Annotated in this window: 17 protein-coding genes; all 17 read left to right on the top strand. The window is 38.5% G+C overall.

The features are described 5' to 3' along the window. Nucleotides 1-181 precede the first annotated feature (181 nt). Complete coding sequence (locus QH639_RS24020) at nt 182-517, top strand: putative DNA-binding protein (RefSeq protein WP_054550507.1); 336 nt, start codon at nt 182-184, stop codon at nt 515-517. A gap of 12 nt (nt 518-529) precedes the next feature. Continuing rightward, nucleotides 530-1,888 carry a signal recognition particle protein gene (gene ffh / locus QH639_RS24015; protein WP_048391641.1) on the top strand — a complete coding sequence of 453 codons (1,359 nt, stop codon included), beginning with the start codon at nt 530-532 and terminating at the stop codon, nt 1,886-1,888. A gap of 94 nt (nt 1,889-1,982) precedes the next feature. Beyond that, entirely contained in the window at nt 1,983-2,255 is a 273-nt protein-coding gene (gene rpsP, locus QH639_RS24010) for a 30S ribosomal protein S16 (RefSeq protein WP_004269411.1), read from the top strand. A gap of 15 nt (nt 2,256-2,270) precedes the next feature. Next, on the top strand, nt 2,271-2,504 hold the full coding sequence (locus QH639_RS24005) for a KH domain-containing protein (RefSeq protein ID WP_004269410.1): 234 nt from the start codon (nt 2,271-2,273) through the stop codon (nt 2,502-2,504). 372 nt (nt 2,505-2,876) lie between these two features. Next, entirely contained in the window at nt 2,877-3,392 is a 516-nt protein-coding gene (gene rimM, locus QH639_RS24000; RefSeq protein WP_131521909.1) for a ribosome maturation factor RimM, read from the top strand. Continuing rightward, on the top strand, nt 3,392-4,129 hold the full coding sequence (trmD, locus tag QH639_RS23995; protein WP_066037837.1) for a tRNA (guanosine(37)-N1)-methyltransferase TrmD: 738 nt from the start codon (nt 3,392-3,394) through the stop codon (nt 4,127-4,129). The genes rimM and trmD overlap by 1 nt, the downstream gene beginning before the upstream one ends. A 116-nt stretch (nt 4,130-4,245) precedes the next feature. Further along, a complete protein-coding gene (gene rplS, locus QH639_RS23990) occupies nt 4,246-4,590 on the top strand; it encodes a 50S ribosomal protein L19 (RefSeq protein ID WP_004269407.1) in 345 nt (114 codons plus the stop codon). 105 nt (nt 4,591-4,695) lie between these two features. After that, nucleotides 4,696-5,265 (top strand): signal peptidase I, encoded by a 570-nt coding sequence (gene lepB, locus QH639_RS23985; protein ID WP_048391637.1) that lies wholly within the window; start codon nt 4,696-4,698, stop codon nt 5,263-5,265. Nucleotides 5,266-5,322: 57 nt separating this feature from the next. Beyond that, the gene (gene ylqF / locus QH639_RS23980) at nt 5,323-6,198 is read left to right on the top strand and encodes a ribosome biogenesis GTPase YlqF (RefSeq protein ID WP_048391635.1); all 876 of its coding nucleotides are present in this window, start codon (nt 5,323-5,325) and stop codon (nt 6,196-6,198) included. Between the two features lie 164 nt (nt 6,199-6,362). Further along, nucleotides 6,363-7,124, top strand: a complete 762-nt coding sequence (locus tag QH639_RS23975) for a ribonuclease HII (RefSeq protein WP_131521908.1) — start codon at nt 6,363-6,365, stop codon at nt 7,122-7,124. Between the two features lie 56 nt (nt 7,125-7,180). Next, nucleotides 7,181-9,070, top strand: a complete 1,890-nt coding sequence (locus QH639_RS23970; protein WP_237899651.1) for a hypothetical protein — start codon at nt 7,181-7,183, stop codon at nt 9,068-9,070. After that, nucleotides 9,067-9,369 carry an EscU/YscU/HrcU family type III secretion system export apparatus switch protein gene (locus tag QH639_RS23965; protein WP_048391628.1) on the top strand — a complete coding sequence of 101 codons (303 nt, stop codon included), beginning with the start codon at nt 9,067-9,069 and terminating at the stop codon, nt 9,367-9,369. The genes QH639_RS23970 and QH639_RS23965 overlap by 4 nt, the downstream gene beginning before the upstream one ends. 162 nt (nt 9,370-9,531) lie before the next feature. Next, nucleotides 9,532-10,692, top strand: coding sequence for an ADP-forming succinate--CoA ligase subunit beta (gene sucC, locus QH639_RS23960; protein ID WP_036080495.1), 1,161 nt, complete (start codon nt 9,532-9,534; stop codon nt 10,690-10,692). Between the two features lie 17 nt (nt 10,693-10,709). After that, entirely contained in the window at nt 10,710-11,612 is a 903-nt protein-coding gene (sucD, locus tag QH639_RS23955) for a succinate--CoA ligase subunit alpha (protein ID WP_004229280.1), read from the top strand. A gap of 198 nt (nt 11,613-11,810) precedes the next feature. Continuing rightward, nucleotides 11,811-12,707, top strand: coding sequence for a DNA-processing protein DprA (gene dprA, locus QH639_RS23950; RefSeq protein WP_237899659.1), 897 nt, complete (start codon nt 11,811-11,813; stop codon nt 12,705-12,707). Between the two features lie 91 nt (nt 12,708-12,798). Next, on the top strand, nt 12,799-14,877 hold the full coding sequence (gene topA, locus QH639_RS23945) for a type I DNA topoisomerase (protein WP_131521905.1): 2,079 nt from the start codon (nt 12,799-12,801) through the stop codon (nt 14,875-14,877). Nucleotides 14,878-14,896: 19 nt separating this feature from the next. Continuing rightward, entirely contained in the window at nt 14,897-16,210 is a 1,314-nt protein-coding gene (gene trmFO / locus QH639_RS23940; RefSeq protein ID WP_016994086.1) for an FADH(2)-oxidizing methylenetetrahydrofolate--tRNA-(uracil(54)-C(5))-methyltransferase TrmFO, read from the top strand. Nucleotides 16,211-16,266: the final 56 nt, after the last annotated feature.

Raw genomic sequence — 16,266 nt, 5'->3', positions numbered from 1 at the left:
AATAGATAAAAACGCTCGATTGTGTATAGGATAATTGACTTGTTTAAAAGCGTAATACTAGCCAAAGGCAAAAAATGCCTGAAAGCTGCAATTTAGGCTTTTAGACAAGGAGATTACCTTGACACAGACGGGCGCTTTTCGTTATGATACAAATGACTAATAGCGGGAGGAGAAACATTCGATGCTACTTGAAAAAACAACACGCATGAACTTTCTCTTCGACTTTTATCAAGCATTATTAACAGATAAGCAAAGAAGTTATATGGAGCTATACTATTTGGATGATAACTCTCTAGGAGAAATTGCTGAATCGTATGGTGTTTCACGCCAAGCTGTTTACGATAATATTCGTCGAACTGAAGCGATGCTTGAGGAATATGAAGAAAAATTATGTTTACTTGAAAAATTTCAACAACGTACCCAAATGCTGTTACAGCTAACACAGGGGATTACAGAAAAAAGTATGACAGCTGAAGAGCAGCTAGCACTTATTGAGCAGCTGAAAGAATGGGATTAGGAGGCGAAAGCAATGGCTTTTGAAGGATTAGCGGAACGACTCCAAGGAACGATCCAAAAGATTAAAGGCAAAGGGAAAGTATCAGAGCAAGACGTTAAAGAAATGATGCGAGAAGTCCGATTTGCTTTAATCGAGGCGGATGTTAACTTAAAAGTAGTCAAAGAATTCGTGAAAAAGGTAAGTGAACGTGCTGTCGGTGTTGATGTTATGCAAAGTTTAACACCAGGTCAGCAAGTTATTAAAATTGTACAGGATGAACTAACAGAATTAATGGGGGGCGAACAAAGTCCCATTAAGTTTAATACGAAGCCACCCACTGTCATTATGATGGTCGGTCTACAAGGTGCGGGTAAAACGACCACTACAGGTAAATTGGCAAATGTTCTACGAAAAAAATATAATCGTAAACCATTATTAGTTGCCGCTGACGTTTATCGTCCAGCAGCTGTCCAACAATTACAAACATTAGGAAAACAGTTATCACTACCTGTTTTTGCGCTAGGTACTGAGGTATCTCCTGTAGAAATTGCACGTCAGGCAATTGAATTGGCAAAGGAAGAGCATCATGATGTAGTGATTATTGATACAGCTGGTCGACTTCATATCGATGAAGACCTAATGCAAGAGTTAAAGGATATTCGTGCATTAAAAGAGCCAGATGAGGTTTTCCTAGTTGTTGATGCCATGACGGGTCAAGATGCAGTCAATGTAGCAGAAAGCTTTAATGAGGCAATCGGTATTACTGGGGTTGTTTTAACAAAACTTGACGGTGATACGCGTGGTGGTGCTGCATTATCTATCCGTTCTGTGACGCAAAAACCAATTAAATTTGTCGGGATGGGCGAAAAAATGGATGCGCTTGAGCCATTCCATCCAGAGCGTATGGCCTCTCGTATATTAGGTATGGGCGATGTTCTGTCCCTTATCGAGAAAGCTCAGGCAAATGTAGATGAAGCCAAGGCCAAAGAATTAGAGGAAAAGTTTAAATCTCAAACATTCACTTTTGATGATTTTGTCGAGCAATTACAGCAAGTCAAGAAAATGGGCCCTCTTGATGAAATTTTAAAAATGCTACCAGGTGCTAACAAAATCAAAGGCTTAGATAATGTAAAAGTTGATGATAAGCAAATGGGGCGTGTAGAGGCCATTATTTACTCGATGACGCCTGCTGAAAAGACCAACCCAGAAATCATTAATGGTAGCCGTAAAAAGCGTATTGCGAAAGGCTCTGGGACATCTATTCAAGAGGTGAATCGTCTCATTAAACAATTCGATGAAATGAAAAAAATGATGAAACAAATGACTGGAATGGCAAGTGGTAAAGGGAAGAAAAAAATGAAATTACCAGGCTTTGATTCATTGTTTAAATAATAATTTTTAGGTGTTAAGAAAAAACACTTTACAAACAACCTAAACATTGATAATATACTATCTTGTGTGAAACTTATTCGGAGGTGCTATTAAAATGGCAGTTAAAATTCGCTTAAAACGTATGGGAGCTAAAAAATCTCCTTTCTATCGTATCGTAGTTGCAGACGCTCGTTCACCACGTGACGGTCGTCAAATCGAAACAGTTGGAACTTACAACCCACTAACTCAACCAGCTACTGTAAACATTGATGAAGAGAAAGCTCTTAAATGGTTAGCTGACGGTGCAAAACCATCAGATACAGTACGTAACCTGTTCTCAGAACAAGGTATCATGGAAAAATTCCATAACCAAAAATTCAGTAAATAATCGGGGGCGACGTCTTTGAAGCAGCTGATTGAAGCAATCGTTTTACCGTTAGTCGATTATCCAGAAGAAGTTCGTATTGAGACGGATGAAAATGCAAATCGAATTGTTTATAAACTTTTTGTTCATCCAGAGGATAGAGGGAAAGTCATAGGCAAGCAAGGGCGAGTAGCAAAAGCGATTCGTACAATTGTTTATTCAGCGGCAGGTAGTCACCATCAAAAGAAGACCTACGTCGATATATTGGATTAATAGAAAAGATTTTCACGCTCTTGCAACAAGTACTAGTGAGTCCTGATAGGTGTGTTTACATGTCGCTTAGGAGTTCGAAGTGGCCTTTTAGTATAAAGCGTAAAATCTGGACGAAAAAGGAGGGAGCTTGTAGGTTCCTTCCTTTTTTTATCTTTTTTTAACATCAGCATATCGCTATGACTGCTCTTTAAGTGGAAAATAAAGCTTAAATAAGGAGTATAGCTAAAGGATATTGCTTATATTATTGTTGACAAGACAAATGCGTCTTAGCTAAAACTACATTCTTCCAAAGCACATCTGCAAGAACGGAACCTTTTTGGGATGAGCCAGATGCTTTGTGAAGATAAGCATGTTTTTACGAGGTGAAATAGAATGGAATGGTTTAATGTAGGTCGAATTGTCAATACGCACGGTATTCGTGGTGAGGTACGTGTATTATCGACAACAGACTTTGAAGAAGAGCGCTTTACAGTAGGAAATAAGCTTGCTGCCTTTAAAAAGGACGATAAGAAGCCAACCTGGGTAACGATTGAATCTGTGCGTCGTCATAAAAACTTTATTTTATTAACTTTTGAAGGCATGAACAATATCAACTTGGTTGAGCCATTTAAAGAAGGCATGTTGAAAGTGACAAAAGATCAAATGAGTGATGATCTTCTTGAAGAAAATGAGTTCTTTTTCCATGAAATAATAGGCTGCACAGTTATTTCTGAAGAGGGCGAAACAATCGGTGTTGTAGCAGATATCCTGCAAACAGGGGCAAACGATGTATGGGTAGTGAAAGGGACTAAGAAAGAACATTATATCCCTTATATAGAAGATATCGTGAAAGATATTGATGTTATAGACAAAAAAATAGTCATTCATGTTATGGAAGGCTTATTATGATGAATATTCATGTATTGAGCCTGTTCCCTGATATGTTTTCGGGCGTTTTTGGTGCATCTATTTTAAAGAAGGCACAAGAAAAGGGAGCTGTAAATTTAGAGGTAACGGATATTCGTACATTTTCAGGGAACAAGCATAATCAGGTTGACGACTATCCATATGGTGGAGGTGCAGGTATGGTATTAAAGCCTGAACCAATGTTTAGTGCAGTAGAGGCTATAACTGCAGGGAAACAGCCACGTATCATATTAATGTGTCCTCAGGGTGAACGATTTACCCAGAAAAAAGCAGAGGAGCTAGCGCAGGAGACAGAGTTAGTGTTCCTATGTGGTCATTATGAAGGTTATGATGAGCGTATACGGCAGCATCTCGTGACAGACGAGATTTCTATTGGCGATTTTGTCTTAACAGGTGGGGAACTAGGTGCTATGACTGTTATTGATAGCGTAGTGAGATTGTTACCTGGTGTCTTAGGACAAGAGGATTCTCATATCCAGGATTCTTTTTCAACGGGTCTACTTGAGCATCCACATTATACACGTCCTGCGGAGTTCCGTGGCATGAAGGTACCTGATGTTTTATTATCGGGGAATCATGCTAAAATCGAGCAATGGCGAGAGGAACAGTCGCTAAAGAGAACTTTTGAGCGCCGTCCTGACTTACTGGAGCAATACCCATTAACAGACAAGCAAAAATTGTATCTAGAAAAACTAAAAAACAATCGTCTAGATGCTTGATTGCTGAATCTATTTATGATAACATCTAATCTGTACTTCTATGTGGAGTACTGAATTACGGTGTTCCGCTGTGGCATAGATTGCGTGCATGAGCATCTGTCTAAGGAGAGAAAACAATGTCAAACATTATTGCAGAAATTACAAAATCTCAGCTTCGCTCTGATCTACCAACTTTCCGTCCTGGTGATACTGTTAAGGTACACGTGAAAGTAGTAGAGGGTACTCGTGAACGTATCCAAATTTTCGAAGGTGTAGTAATTAAACGTCGTGGTGGCGGAATTAGCGAAACTTTCACAGTTCGTAAAATTTCTTACGGTGTAGGTGTTGAGCGTACATTCCCTGTACACACACCAAAAATCGCTAACTTAGAAGTTGTACGTCGTGGTAAAGTACGTCGTGCTAAACTTTACTACCTACGTAACCTACGTGGTAAAGCTGCTCGTATTAAAGAAATTCGATAATTATGACTTAAAAGTGAGGGGCTTGTGTTCAAGCCTCTTTTCTTTTTGCTTGTCATCTTTATTGACTATCATCTAAAATGGTGTTAGACAAGGGGGCAATTCTCAATGGAAAAACAAGTGAAAGAAAAAAATGAATTATGGGAATGGACAAAAGCACTATTAATTGCATTTGCGATTGCTGCAGTTATTCGATATTTTTTATTTACACCCATTGCAGTTGATGGAGAGTCCATGATGCCAACCCTTGAAGATGGCGACCGAATGATTGTGAATAAAATTGGTTATAAAATAGGTGAGCCTAAACGTTTTGATATCGTTGTATTTCATGCACCTGAACAAAAAAATTACATAAAGCGTGTAATTGGATTGCCAGGAGATACACTAGAGTATAAGGATGATCAATTGTATATAAATGGTGAGCCAATTGAAGAACCCTATTTAGATGCCTATAAAGCGCAAATCACAGAGGGCACTTTAACAGAAGATTTCACCTTAAATGACATTGATGTTTCCTTGGATAGCAATACCATTCCTGAGGGGTATATCTTTGTTATGGGAGATAATCGTCGATATAGTAAAGACAGTCGACATATTGGCCTTGTTAACCAAAAAGAAATTATCGGTAATACCAGTCTGATTTTCTGGCCATTTAGTGATATAAAAATTGTAAAGTAATGTAAGAAAGGGAGAGCATAATCACTCCCTTTTTCTTTTAGTTTAGGAGGTATAGCTGTGACGATACAATGGTTTCCAGGGCATATGGCTAAAGCCCGACGTGAAGTAACTGAAAAATTAAAGCTTGTCGATATTATCTTTGAATTAATAGATGCACGTTTACCGCTATCCTCACGTAATCCGATGATTGACGAAGTCATTAACCAAAAACCTCGTCTTTTGATCTTAAATAAAGCGGATATGGCAGATGAACAAGAAACACGGAAATGGGTAGAGTATTTTGCAAAGCGTGGCCATAAAGCAGTAGCCATTAACTCACTTGAGGGCAAGGGCTTACAGCAAGTCACAAAAGCGGCACAAGATATTTTAAAAGAAAAATTTGATCGCATGAAAGCAAGAGGAATGAAGCCTAGAGCTATTCGTGCCATGATTGTGGGTATTCCAAACGTGGGAAAATCTACATTGATAAATCGATTAGCGAAAAAAAATATCGCTAAAACAGGCAATACACCAGGTGTGACAAAGGCACAGCAATGGATCAAAGTTGGTAAAGAGCTTGAACTATTGGATACACCAGGTATTTTATGGCCGAAGTTTGAGGATCAAGAAGTAGGCTTTAAATTAGCTTTAACTGGTGCTATTAAGGATACTATTACAAATATGGAAGACCTAGCTGTCTATGGGTTACGCTTCTTATCTAATCATTATCCAAAGCGTATGGAGGAGCGTTACGGTCTTGAGTTTATCCATGAGGAGTTAGTGGATACTTTTGACCATATTGGTAAGCTGCGTCGTGTATTTGGTCCTGGTGGAGAAATAGATTATGATCAAGTAGCTCAACTAATTGTTCGAGATATCCGTGGATTACAATTAGGTAAACTTACCTTTGATTTTGTGGATGAGCAGTTAGAAAAGGAAACTGAACAATTATAAGTATTTAAAACTGTCACGCGTTCTTTTGTGACAGTTTTTCTTTTAGGAATACATTTTTTAACCGATAATGACTATAGAGAGGAAAATAGTTTTCAAGTTAAAGAGACTACATAAGAACTGACCATGATATAGTTTGAATGAATAGAAGCAAGAAGGAGTACACAATGAAAACCATTAAGGAAATTACAACTGCATTGAAAGCTGCTGAGGAATGGCAAGATTGGATGAAAGAAGTTGCAGCCGATGAAAGAGCAGGTGTACAAAAGGCTTGGCTAACTTGGCAAAAGAGACAAGATAAAAAACATCAATTACTGCAAGAGCATCAAAAAAAAGTTACATTTGATTTAAGTTATGGGGGAACAGATACATTTATTGCGGGTGTAGATGAAGCAGGAAGAGGACCACTAGCAGGACCAGTCGTAACGGCAGCAGTAATTTTACCGACAAATTGTGAGGCACTTGTTGGTCTGAATGACTCGAAGCAATTATCGAAGGATAAACGAAACGGCTTTGCTACATTAATTAAAGAGCATGCCATAAGCTATTTTATTCATTTTCAATCTGCCCAACAAATTGATGAACTGAATATATATGAGGCAACAAAACAATCTATGAAGGTAAGTGTTGAATCATTGTCAACGAAGCCCGATGTTGTTTTAGTAGATGCAATGACTTTGCCTATTACAATTCCTCAAGATTCGATTATAAAAGGAGATGCTAAGAGCTTAGCGATAGCAGCCGCATCCATTTTAGCTAAAACGGCAAGGGATGAGTATATGGAGCAATTAGACGAGGAATTTCCAATGTATGGTTTTGGGCAACATGCAGGGTATGGGACTAAGCAACATTTAAAAGCGTTAGAAGAATTTGGACCAACTATTCACCATCGTAAATCATTTGAACCAATAAAATCTATGTTTTCATAAAGCTAAAAAACGGTAGACAATTACACGAAGGAGTAATTGATGAAAGGAGTATGTATATGACAGCCACATCATTTAATCCAATTCAATTGCAGCAAAATGCAATGACTTCGACAAATCAACCACTTGCTTTAAAACAAGGTCAAGTATTTCACGGAACAATTAAGCAATTATATCCAGATCAAATGGCAGAAATCCAAGTAGGTAATCAAAAATTTATAGCTAAACTCGAAGTGCCGTTAAAAGCTGGGGATGCCCACTTCTTTCAGGTAACAGGGACAAATCCACAAACGGAATTGAAAATAGTGACTGGACCGATGGCGCAGGCATCTACACCAAGTCAGCAAATTAATCAGTTGTTAGATTCCATGAATTTGCCTAAATCACCAGAGATGCAGCAATTATTAGGGCATTTTATGAAAGCACAGCTACCCATTTCTAAAGAACAAATGCTGCAAGCAGAAATGTGGTTAAAGGCCTTGCCAGAGGGTATATCCAAAGTAGATGCTCTACAAACCATTCAAAAAATGATAGAGCTTAAAATGCCTATGATAAACGATGTGTTTCAAGCATTGATGAGTGGTCAAAAGACATCTGGGATGACCGCTATCATGGATAACTTTGCTCAGCTTTTAGCGAAGGATACAACCCTATCTGAGTCATTGAGGCAAAATTTAATGCAACAAGTACAAGCGATTGCCAAGCCCTTTGAAGTAGAAACAGGCAGTGCAGTGCTTGCAAGGCTTTTACAAAGTTTAACGAATAGTGCTGCGACAATGAATGAAAAAATGCAAGCTTTATCAATGCTAAAAGAGTCGGGAATTCTTCCACAGCAGGCTACATTACAAAACTGGTCAAAGATGAATGAAGCAAAAGCCTTTCAGCCAATACAGCAAGCTGGTCAAGTTATTCAAACCATTCTTGCTACAAAGCCAGAAAATGCTAGTCAACTGGTGGCACAGCTTAAATCATGGACAGAAAGTCAAAATTTATTAACAAATGAGCAAAAACAGCAAATCAATCAGCTGGTGGAACGCTTTAATCAGTTACCAGTATCAAAACAAACGCTAGATGTTTTTGCTAAACAAATGCAGGATCAGCTATTAAAAGCATTTACTCAAAATACAGCTGATCGTTTGTTTACACAAGATGCCCACACACTTTCGATGAAGGATCATTTGTTATCCCTATTTAAACAAGAGGCCCATTCTCCTTCACAGACTGAGGCACTCATGCGCAATCTGGTGAAAAATAGTATTAATTCTTCGCAACCATTTATACAGCAAATTGTGACACAAGCAGATGCACTAGTACAAAATTCGATGGATAGTAAAGCAATGGAACATGCACTTAAAACGGTGTTGAAAAATTTAGGCATTAGCTATGAGGCTACACTCGGAAACAAGTCGGCTGATTTACACATGATTGCGCATCAGCTAAAGCCACAACTCCATACATTATTGCAGGAAACTAATATACCACCTCAAATGAAGGAAGCGGCAGAGATGCTTATGACGCGTATGAATGGAATGCAGCTATCTTCAGGAGAAAATGGTCACCAACATCAGCTCATCATGCAAGTTCCACTTGAATTTTTTGGCAAGAAGATGGATGCAACCTTACAATGGAATGGTCGCATGAAAGATAATGGCAAAATTGATGCTAACTATGCACGCGTATTATTTTATTTACAAATGGCATCTATGCAAGAAACAGTGATTGATATGCAGGTTCAAAATAGAGTTGTCACAGTAACGGTCTTTAATGAAAATTCGGAAATTCAATCACTTGCTGAGCCGTTGAAGGCTGCTTTAAAAATTGGACTGGCTGAAAAAAATTATCAACTTTCAGGTGTGTTTATTAAACAATTTGATAAAGGGCAAACGGAAAAAGTAGGTCCTGTAGTAGAACAGCGAGAGGAGCAGAGTGGGGTGGATATCCGCGTATGAGCGAAGAAAAACTTACTCGAAAAGAGGCAATTGCGCTTACGTATAAGCTTGGTCAATTTGATAGTCCCACTGTTGTAGCAAAGGGAAAAGGGAAAATTGCCGAGAACATTTTGGCAAGAGCAAATGAGCATAATGTGCCGATTTATGAGGATCCTAACCTTGTGCAGTTACTTGGTCAATTAGATTTAAATGAGTCTATTCCTGAAGAATTATATCAGGCAGTAGCAGAAGTTTTCGCATTTATTTATCGTTTGGATCAGCAACATGCGCAAAAATATAGAAAAAATGAATTATTCTGATTATTTTTACAAGCTGTTTTAGTACACAAAATAGAAAAAAACGTCATAATAAGAGAGAAAATTCGAACTAAAGACAAAGTGTAGACTTTATCAGAATCTTTCGTTAGAATAGTCTATGTTAGTAAAACAATTCTATGCAAATGTTTGATGGGAGGATGTATTATGAATATCCATGAATATCAAGGGAAAGAGATTCTGAGAAAATATGGTGTAGCTGTACCAAACGGAAAAGTTGCTTTTTCCCCTGATGAAGCAGTAAAAGTAGCGAAGGAACTTGGCTCAAACGTAACAGTAGTCAAGGCGCAAATCCATGCAGGTGGACGCGGTAAAGCAGGCGGTGTCAAAATCGCTAAAAACCTTGACGAGGTGCGCACATACGCAAAAGAGTTATTAGGAAAAATTTTAGTGACTCATCAAACAGGTCCAGAAGGAAAAGAAGTAAAACGTTTGTATATTGAAGAGGGTTCTGATATCCAAAAAGAATACTATTTAAGTCTAGTATTAGACCGTGCCACATCTCGTGTAACAGTGATGGGATCTGAAGAAGGCGGTATGGATATTGAAGAAGTAGCAGAAACAAATCCAGAAAAAATCTTCAAAGAAGTTGTGGATCCTGTAGTTGGATTAACAAGCTTCCAAGCACGTCGTATGGCGTTTAATATGAATATTCCAGCAAACCTTGTAGGGAAAGCTGTTAAATTAATGTTAGGCTTATATCAAGCATTTATCGACAAAGATGCATCAATTGTAGAAATTAATCCACTTGTTGTAACTGGACAAGGCGAAGTAGTAGCATTAGATGCTAAATTCAATTTTGATGCCAATGCATTATATCGACATAAGGATATTGTCGAATTACGCGATTTTGACGAAGAAGATGCAAAAGAAATCGAAGCTTCAAAATATGACCTAAGCTATATTTCATTAGATGGAAATATTGGCTGTATGGTTAACGGTGCTGGTCTTGCAATGGCAACGATGGATACAATTAGTTATTATGGCGGAAGCCCTGCTAACTTCCTAGATGTAGGGGGCGGTGCAACAGCTGAAAAAGTAACAGAGGCTTTCAAAATTATCCTTTCTGATCCAAACGTAAAAGGCATTTTCGTAAACATCTTTGGTGGAATTATGAAGTGTAACATTATTGCTGAAGGTGTTGTAACGGCTGCTAAAGAGATTGGTTTAGCTGTGCCATTAGTTGTACGCTTAGAAGGTACAAATGTTGAGCTTGGAAAAGAAATTTTAAATGCATCTGGTTTAAACATCGTTGCAGCGGATTCAATGGCTGACGGTGCACAAAAAATTGTGGGACTAGTAGGCTAAGGAAGGCAGGGAGAACAATGGCTGTATTTATTAACAAAGATACGAAGGTAATTGTACAAGGGATTACGGGCGAAACAGCTCTTTTCCATACGAAGCAAATGCTTGAGTATGGTACTAAAATCGTAGCAGGTGTAACACCAGGTAAAGGTGGACTTGAAATCGAGGGAGTTCCTGTTTTCAATACAGTAGCAGAAGCTGTAGCTGCAACAGGTGCTACAACTTCAGTTATCTATGTACCTGCACCATTTGCGGCAGATGCAATTTTAGAAGCTGTTGATGCTGAATTAGAATTAACAATCTGTATCACAGAGCATATTCCTGTCCTTGATATGGTTAAGGTTAAACGTTATATGGAAGGCAAAAACACTCGACTAGTAGGTCCAAACTGTCCAGGTGTTATTACAGCTGATGAATGTAAAATTGGTATCATGCCTGGTTATATTCATACAAAAGGCCATGTAGGAGTTGTTTCTCGTTCTGGTACATTAACATATGAAGCAGTACACCAATTAACACAAGCTGGAATTGGTCAAACAACTGCAGTAGGTATTGGTGGAGACCCTGTCAACGGTACAAACTTCATTGATGTACTTGAAGCCTTTAATAATGATCCAGAAACATACGCAGTTGTTATGATTGGTGAAATCGGTGGTACAGCTGAGGAAGAAGCAGCGGCATGGATTAAGGCAAATATGACAAAACCTGTTGTAGGCTTTATTGGTGGACAAACTGCACCTCCTGGCAAACGTATGGGTCACGCTGGTGCTATCATTTCTGGTGGTAAAGGAACAGCAGCGGAGAAAATTAAAGCAATGAACGAAGCTGGTATTGAAGTTGCAGAAACACCTTCTGTAATTGGTGAAACATTGATTAAAGTAATTAAAGAAAAAGGGCTATACGAAAAGTGTAAAACCCATTAAAATGGAAGATGTAGCCATTATGGCTACATCTTTTTCATTATTTATACACTGTTTATCATACTTCATTCAACAATTACCTACTTACTGATGAAGAAATCAACAATTTTGTGGCAGATGTTATAAAAAATAATGCAATGTTGTGTTGAAAATTATCATGCGGTCATTTAATTTCTTCTATTATAAAAGGAGGTTTATTGAATGATTCTCGCAGTAGATACGCAGAGATTACTAGCCTTACATTATGTGTACCCATTACCACTACAGAAACTTCAGCAATTGTTGTCCCCTGTGAATATTTTAAGCTCTTTTGAAGACATTCATTATGACGACCTCGCAAAAGTTTTACAAATATCGGCACAAAAAGCACATCAACTTTCTCAGCGCTTTCGACAAATTATGACAACACCACTTGAAGAGGCCTATGCACGGGCTAATATATTCCCCATCCCGTTTTATCATCCTTATTTCCCGGCGCAATTATTTGAAATATCAAGTCCACCTACTGTATTGTATGTGAAAGGTCAATATTCCCTGTTAACAAACAAAAAACAGATAGCTATTATAGGCTCTAGGAAGGCGACAGCGTATTCAAAAAGAGCGATAGACTTAATTGTTCCGCCGCTTATTCAACGTGATTATACGGTTGTTAGTGGGCTTGCAAGAGGTGCAGATACAATGGCACATAGGGCGACTATCGATATGGGCGGTCATACAATAGCTGTGCTTGGACATGGTTTTAATTATCTCTATCCATCAGAAAACCGCATTCTCGCTACGCAAATGGCAGAGCAACAGTTATTAATGACAGAATATCCTCCCTATATGAAGCCTGAAAAATGGCATTTCCCAATGCGTAACCGAATCATTAGTGGTTTATCTCAAGCATTAGTTGTGACAGAAGCGGCATTAAAAAGTGGCACGCTTATTACAACAGAGCTTGCATTAGAGCAAGGAAAAGATGTGTTTGTGGTGCCAGGACCTATAGACGCAACGCAATCAAAAGGGACAAATCAATTGCTTTTTGAAGGAGCAATTCCCATAGTGAATGGTCATCAAATCCTTGAAACATTAGACCTCTTTTCTAACAAAAATTGAAAAAAAGTTGCATTATCTTAAAATCTGTTATACATTTTGCAACAGGTAACTTAAAAAATTAGTAATAGACCTCGCTAAGGGGGAGACATAGATGGCGGATTATTTAGTGATTGTAGAATCACCAGCAAAAGCAAAAACAATTGAACGGTATTTAGGAAAGAAATATAAAGTGAAAGCGTCGGTTGGACACGTACGGGATCTTCCACGTAGTCAGATGGGCGTTAGCGCGGAAAATAATTTCGAGCCTAAATATATTACGATACGTGGTAAAGGACCTGTGTTACAGGAATTAAAGTCTGCAGCTAAAAAAGTAAAGAAAGTTTATCTAGCAGCCGATCCAGACCGCGAGGGAGAAGCAATTGCTTGGCACCTTGCGACTGCATTAAATATTGATATTCACTCAGATTGTCGTGTTGTATTTAATGAAATTACTAAAGATGCAATTATAGAGTCTTTTAAAAATCCACGTCCAATTAACATGGATTTAGTAGATGCGCAGCAAACAAGACGTATATTGGATCGACTTGTTGGTTATAACATTAGCCCGATTCTATGGAAAAAGGTGAAAAAAGGTTTATCGGCAGGTCGAGTACAATCTGTAGCACTACGCATGATCATTGATCGTGAAAATGAAATTAAAAACTTCCAACCTGAAGAATATTGGACAATTGAAGGAACGTTTGAAAAGGGAAAAAAATCATTTGATGCCCTTTACTATGGAAATGGTAAAGACAAAATAAAATTAACAAATGAAGCACAAGTCAAGGCAATCTTAAAAGATGTTAAAGGAACAAACTTTGATGTTGTCAATGTAACGAAAAAAGAACGTAAGCGTAATGCTGCACCAGCCTTTACAACATCATCTTTACAGCAAGAAGCAGCACGAAAATTAAATTTCCGTGCTAAGAAGACCATGATGCTAGCTCAGCAATTATACGAAGGTATAGATATTGGAAAAAAAGAGGGAACAGTCGGGTTAATTACTTATATGCGTACCGATTCCACACGTATTTCTGATACGGCAAAAGCAGAAGCAGTTACTTACATTGAGGGTAAATATGGAAAAGAATACATTGCAACAGATATAAAACAAACAAAGAAAGCTTCAAATGCACAGGATGCGCACGAAGCAATACGCCCAACAAGTACAATGCGCACACCAGATGAATTAAAGGCAGTACTTAGCCGTGATCAGCTACGCTTATATCGTTTAATTTGGGAGCGCTTTATTGCGAGTCAAATGGCACCAGCAGTACTTGATACTGTAGCTGTAGATCTTCAAAATGGTGATGTTTTATTCCGTGCAAACGGCTCACAAGTTAAATTCGCAGGCTTTATGAAACTATATATTGAAGGTACTGATGATCAAACTGAAGAGACGACAAAACTTTTACCTGAGATGGAAATTGGTGATCAAGTAAAATCGCTCGAAATTGAGCCTAAACAACATTTTACACAGCCACCACCACGTTATTCTGAGGCGCGACTTGTTAAAACAATGGAAGAACTAGGAATTGGGCGCCCGTCCACATATGCACCGACCCTCGATACAATTCAGCGCCGTGGCTATGTTGTATTAGATGCTAAACGCTTTATGCCAACAGAGCTAGGAGAGATCGTACACCAACTCGTACTAGAATTTTTCCCAGATATCATAAATATCGAATTCACAGCACAAATGGAACAAGATTTAGATGATATTGAAGAAGGCAATCGACAATGGAAAAAAGTCGTGGAGGAATTTTACAAAGACTTTGAAGTCCATGTAAAACATGCGGATGAAGCTATGGAAAAGGTTGTCATTAAAGATGAGCCTGCAGGGGAAGACTGTGAGCTTTGTGGATCTCCAATGGTCTATAAGCTTGGACGATATGGCAAATTTATGGCTTGTTCTAATTTCCCTGATTGTAGAAATACAAAAGCGATTATGAAGCCTATTGGTGTGAAATGCCCTTCCTGTGAAACGGGCGAGATAGTGGAGCGAAAAAGTAAAACAAAGCGTCTATTCTATGGTTGCAATCAGTATCCTGAATGTGAATTTGTCTCATGGGACAAGCCGATTAATAGACCATGTCCAAAATGTAGTGCATTATTAGTAGAGAAAAAGATAAAAAAAGGTGTGCAAATTCAATGTACGAAGTGTGACTATGAAGAAGCACCAACTCAATGATAGGAAGATGGTAAGAAACATGACTGAACAAGTAGTAAATGTAATTGGAGCAGGGCTGGCAGGTAGTGAGGCAGCTTGGCAAATTGCTAAGCGTGGTATAAAAGTTAAACTTTATGAAATGCGTCCAGTAAAGCAGACACCAGCGCACCATACGGATAAATTTGCAGAACTTGTTTGTTCTAACTCATTGCGAGCAAACGGGTTAACAAATGCTGTAGGCGTTATAAAAGAAGAAATGCGTATGTTAGATTCTGTTATCTTAAAGGCAGCAGACCAATGTTCAGTACCTGCTGGAGGTGCCTTAGCAGTAGATCGTCACGAATTTGCAGGGTATGTAACTGAAACTGTGAAAAACCATCCACTTGTGGAGGTTATTCATGAAGAAGTCACAGAAATTCCAGAAGGTATTACAGTTATTGCAACAGGACCATTAACTTCAAAAGCTTTAGCTGAAAAAATTCAAGGTTTAACGGGTTTAGATTATTTATACTTTTACGATGCAGCAGCTCCTATTATCGAAAAAGATAGTATTGATATGAATAAAGTTTATTTAAAATCTCGTTATGATAAAGGGGAAGCGGCTTATTTAAACTGTCCTATGACAAAGGAAGAATTCGATCGTTTCCGCCAAGCATTAATCGAAGCTGAAGTTGTACCATTGAAGGAATTTGAAAAAGAAATTTACTTTGAAGGTTGTATGCCAATTGAAGTCATGGCAGCCCGTGGAGAGAAAACTATGTTATTTGGTCCGATGAAGCCAGTAGGTCTTGAGGATCCAAAAACAGGAAAACGTCCATATGCAGTTGTTCAACTTCGTCAAGACGATGCAGCAGGCACGCTTTACAACATTGTAGGCTTCCAAACGCATTTAAAATGGGGGCCACAAAAGGAAGTGCTACAGCTCATTCCTGGGTTAGAGAATGTAGAAATTGTTCGCTATGGCGTCATGCACAGAAACACCTTCATTAATTCACCGAAAGTTTTAGAAAAAACATATCAACTTCGTGAGCAAAAGAATATTTTCTTTGCAGGTCAGATGACTGGTGTAGAAGGCTATGTTGAATCAGCAGGTAGTGGATTAATTGCAGGAATAAATGCAGCTCGTTTAGCCTTAGGACAAGAGCCGATTATTTTCCCATTCGAAACGGCATTAGGAAGCATGGCGCGTTATATAACAGAAGCACAGTCGAAAAACTTCCAGCCTATGAATGTAAACTTCGGCATCTTCCCTGACTTACCACCTGGTCGTCGTTCGAAGCCAGAGCGTGCGGAAATGCATGCAACACGCGCAATAAGCACAATTCGAAATTTTGTGAATTCACAAACAATTTAATTGCCAAAAGCCTCTAAAAGTTGTTATACTCTTAGAGGCTTTTTCTTTTTGTAGAC

Origin of the sequence: Lysinibacillus sp. 1 U-2021 (genome assembly GCF_029916965.1) — a bacterium.
In the GTDB taxonomy this organism is placed as follows: Bacteria; Bacillota; Bacilli; order Bacillales_A; family Planococcaceae; genus Lysinibacillus; species Lysinibacillus capsici.
This window is presented reverse-complemented; position numbering and strand designations above follow the sequence as displayed.

What these genes read in the sequence shown, in the direction of transcription:
- sucD (WP_004229280.1), top strand. Translation starts at nt 10,710, where the DNA reads ATGGCTGTATTTATTAACAAAGATACGAAGGTAATTGTACAAGGGATT.
- rimM (WP_131521909.1), top strand. Translation starts at nt 2,877, where the DNA reads ATGGAATGGTTTAATGTAGGTCGAATTGTCAATACGCACGGTATTCGT.
- ffh (WP_048391641.1), top strand. Translation starts at nt 530, where the DNA reads ATGGCTTTTGAAGGATTAGCGGAACGACTCCAAGGAACGATCCAAAAG.
- lepB (WP_048391637.1), top strand. Translation starts at nt 4,696, where the DNA reads ATGGAAAAACAAGTGAAAGAAAAAAATGAATTATGGGAATGGACAAAA.
- sucC (WP_036080495.1), top strand. Translation starts at nt 9,532, where the DNA reads ATGAATATCCATGAATATCAAGGGAAAGAGATTCTGAGAAAATATGGT.
- trmFO (WP_016994086.1), top strand. Translation starts at nt 14,897, where the DNA reads ATGACTGAACAAGTAGTAAATGTAATTGGAGCAGGGCTGGCAGGTAGT.
- rpsP (WP_004269411.1), top strand. Translation starts at nt 1,983, where the DNA reads ATGGCAGTTAAAATTCGCTTAAAACGTATGGGAGCTAAAAAATCTCCT.
- QH639_RS24020 (WP_054550507.1), top strand. Translation starts at nt 182, where the DNA reads ATGCTACTTGAAAAAACAACACGCATGAACTTTCTCTTCGACTTTTAT.
- topA (WP_131521905.1), top strand. Translation starts at nt 12,799, where the DNA reads ATGGCGGATTATTTAGTGATTGTAGAATCACCAGCAAAAGCAAAAACA.
- trmD (WP_066037837.1), top strand. Translation starts at nt 3,392, where the DNA reads ATGAATATTCATGTATTGAGCCTGTTCCCTGATATGTTTTCGGGCGTT.
- dprA (WP_237899659.1), top strand. Translation starts at nt 11,811, where the DNA reads ATGATTCTCGCAGTAGATACGCAGAGATTACTAGCCTTACATTATGTG.
- rplS (WP_004269407.1), top strand. Translation starts at nt 4,246, where the DNA reads ATGTCAAACATTATTGCAGAAATTACAAAATCTCAGCTTCGCTCTGAT.
- QH639_RS23965 (WP_048391628.1), top strand. Translation starts at nt 9,067, where the DNA reads ATGAGCGAAGAAAAACTTACTCGAAAAGAGGCAATTGCGCTTACGTAT.
- QH639_RS23975 (WP_131521908.1), top strand. Translation starts at nt 6,363, where the DNA reads ATGAAAACCATTAAGGAAATTACAACTGCATTGAAAGCTGCTGAGGAA.
- QH639_RS23970 (WP_237899651.1), top strand. Translation starts at nt 7,181, where the DNA reads ATGACAGCCACATCATTTAATCCAATTCAATTGCAGCAAAATGCAATG.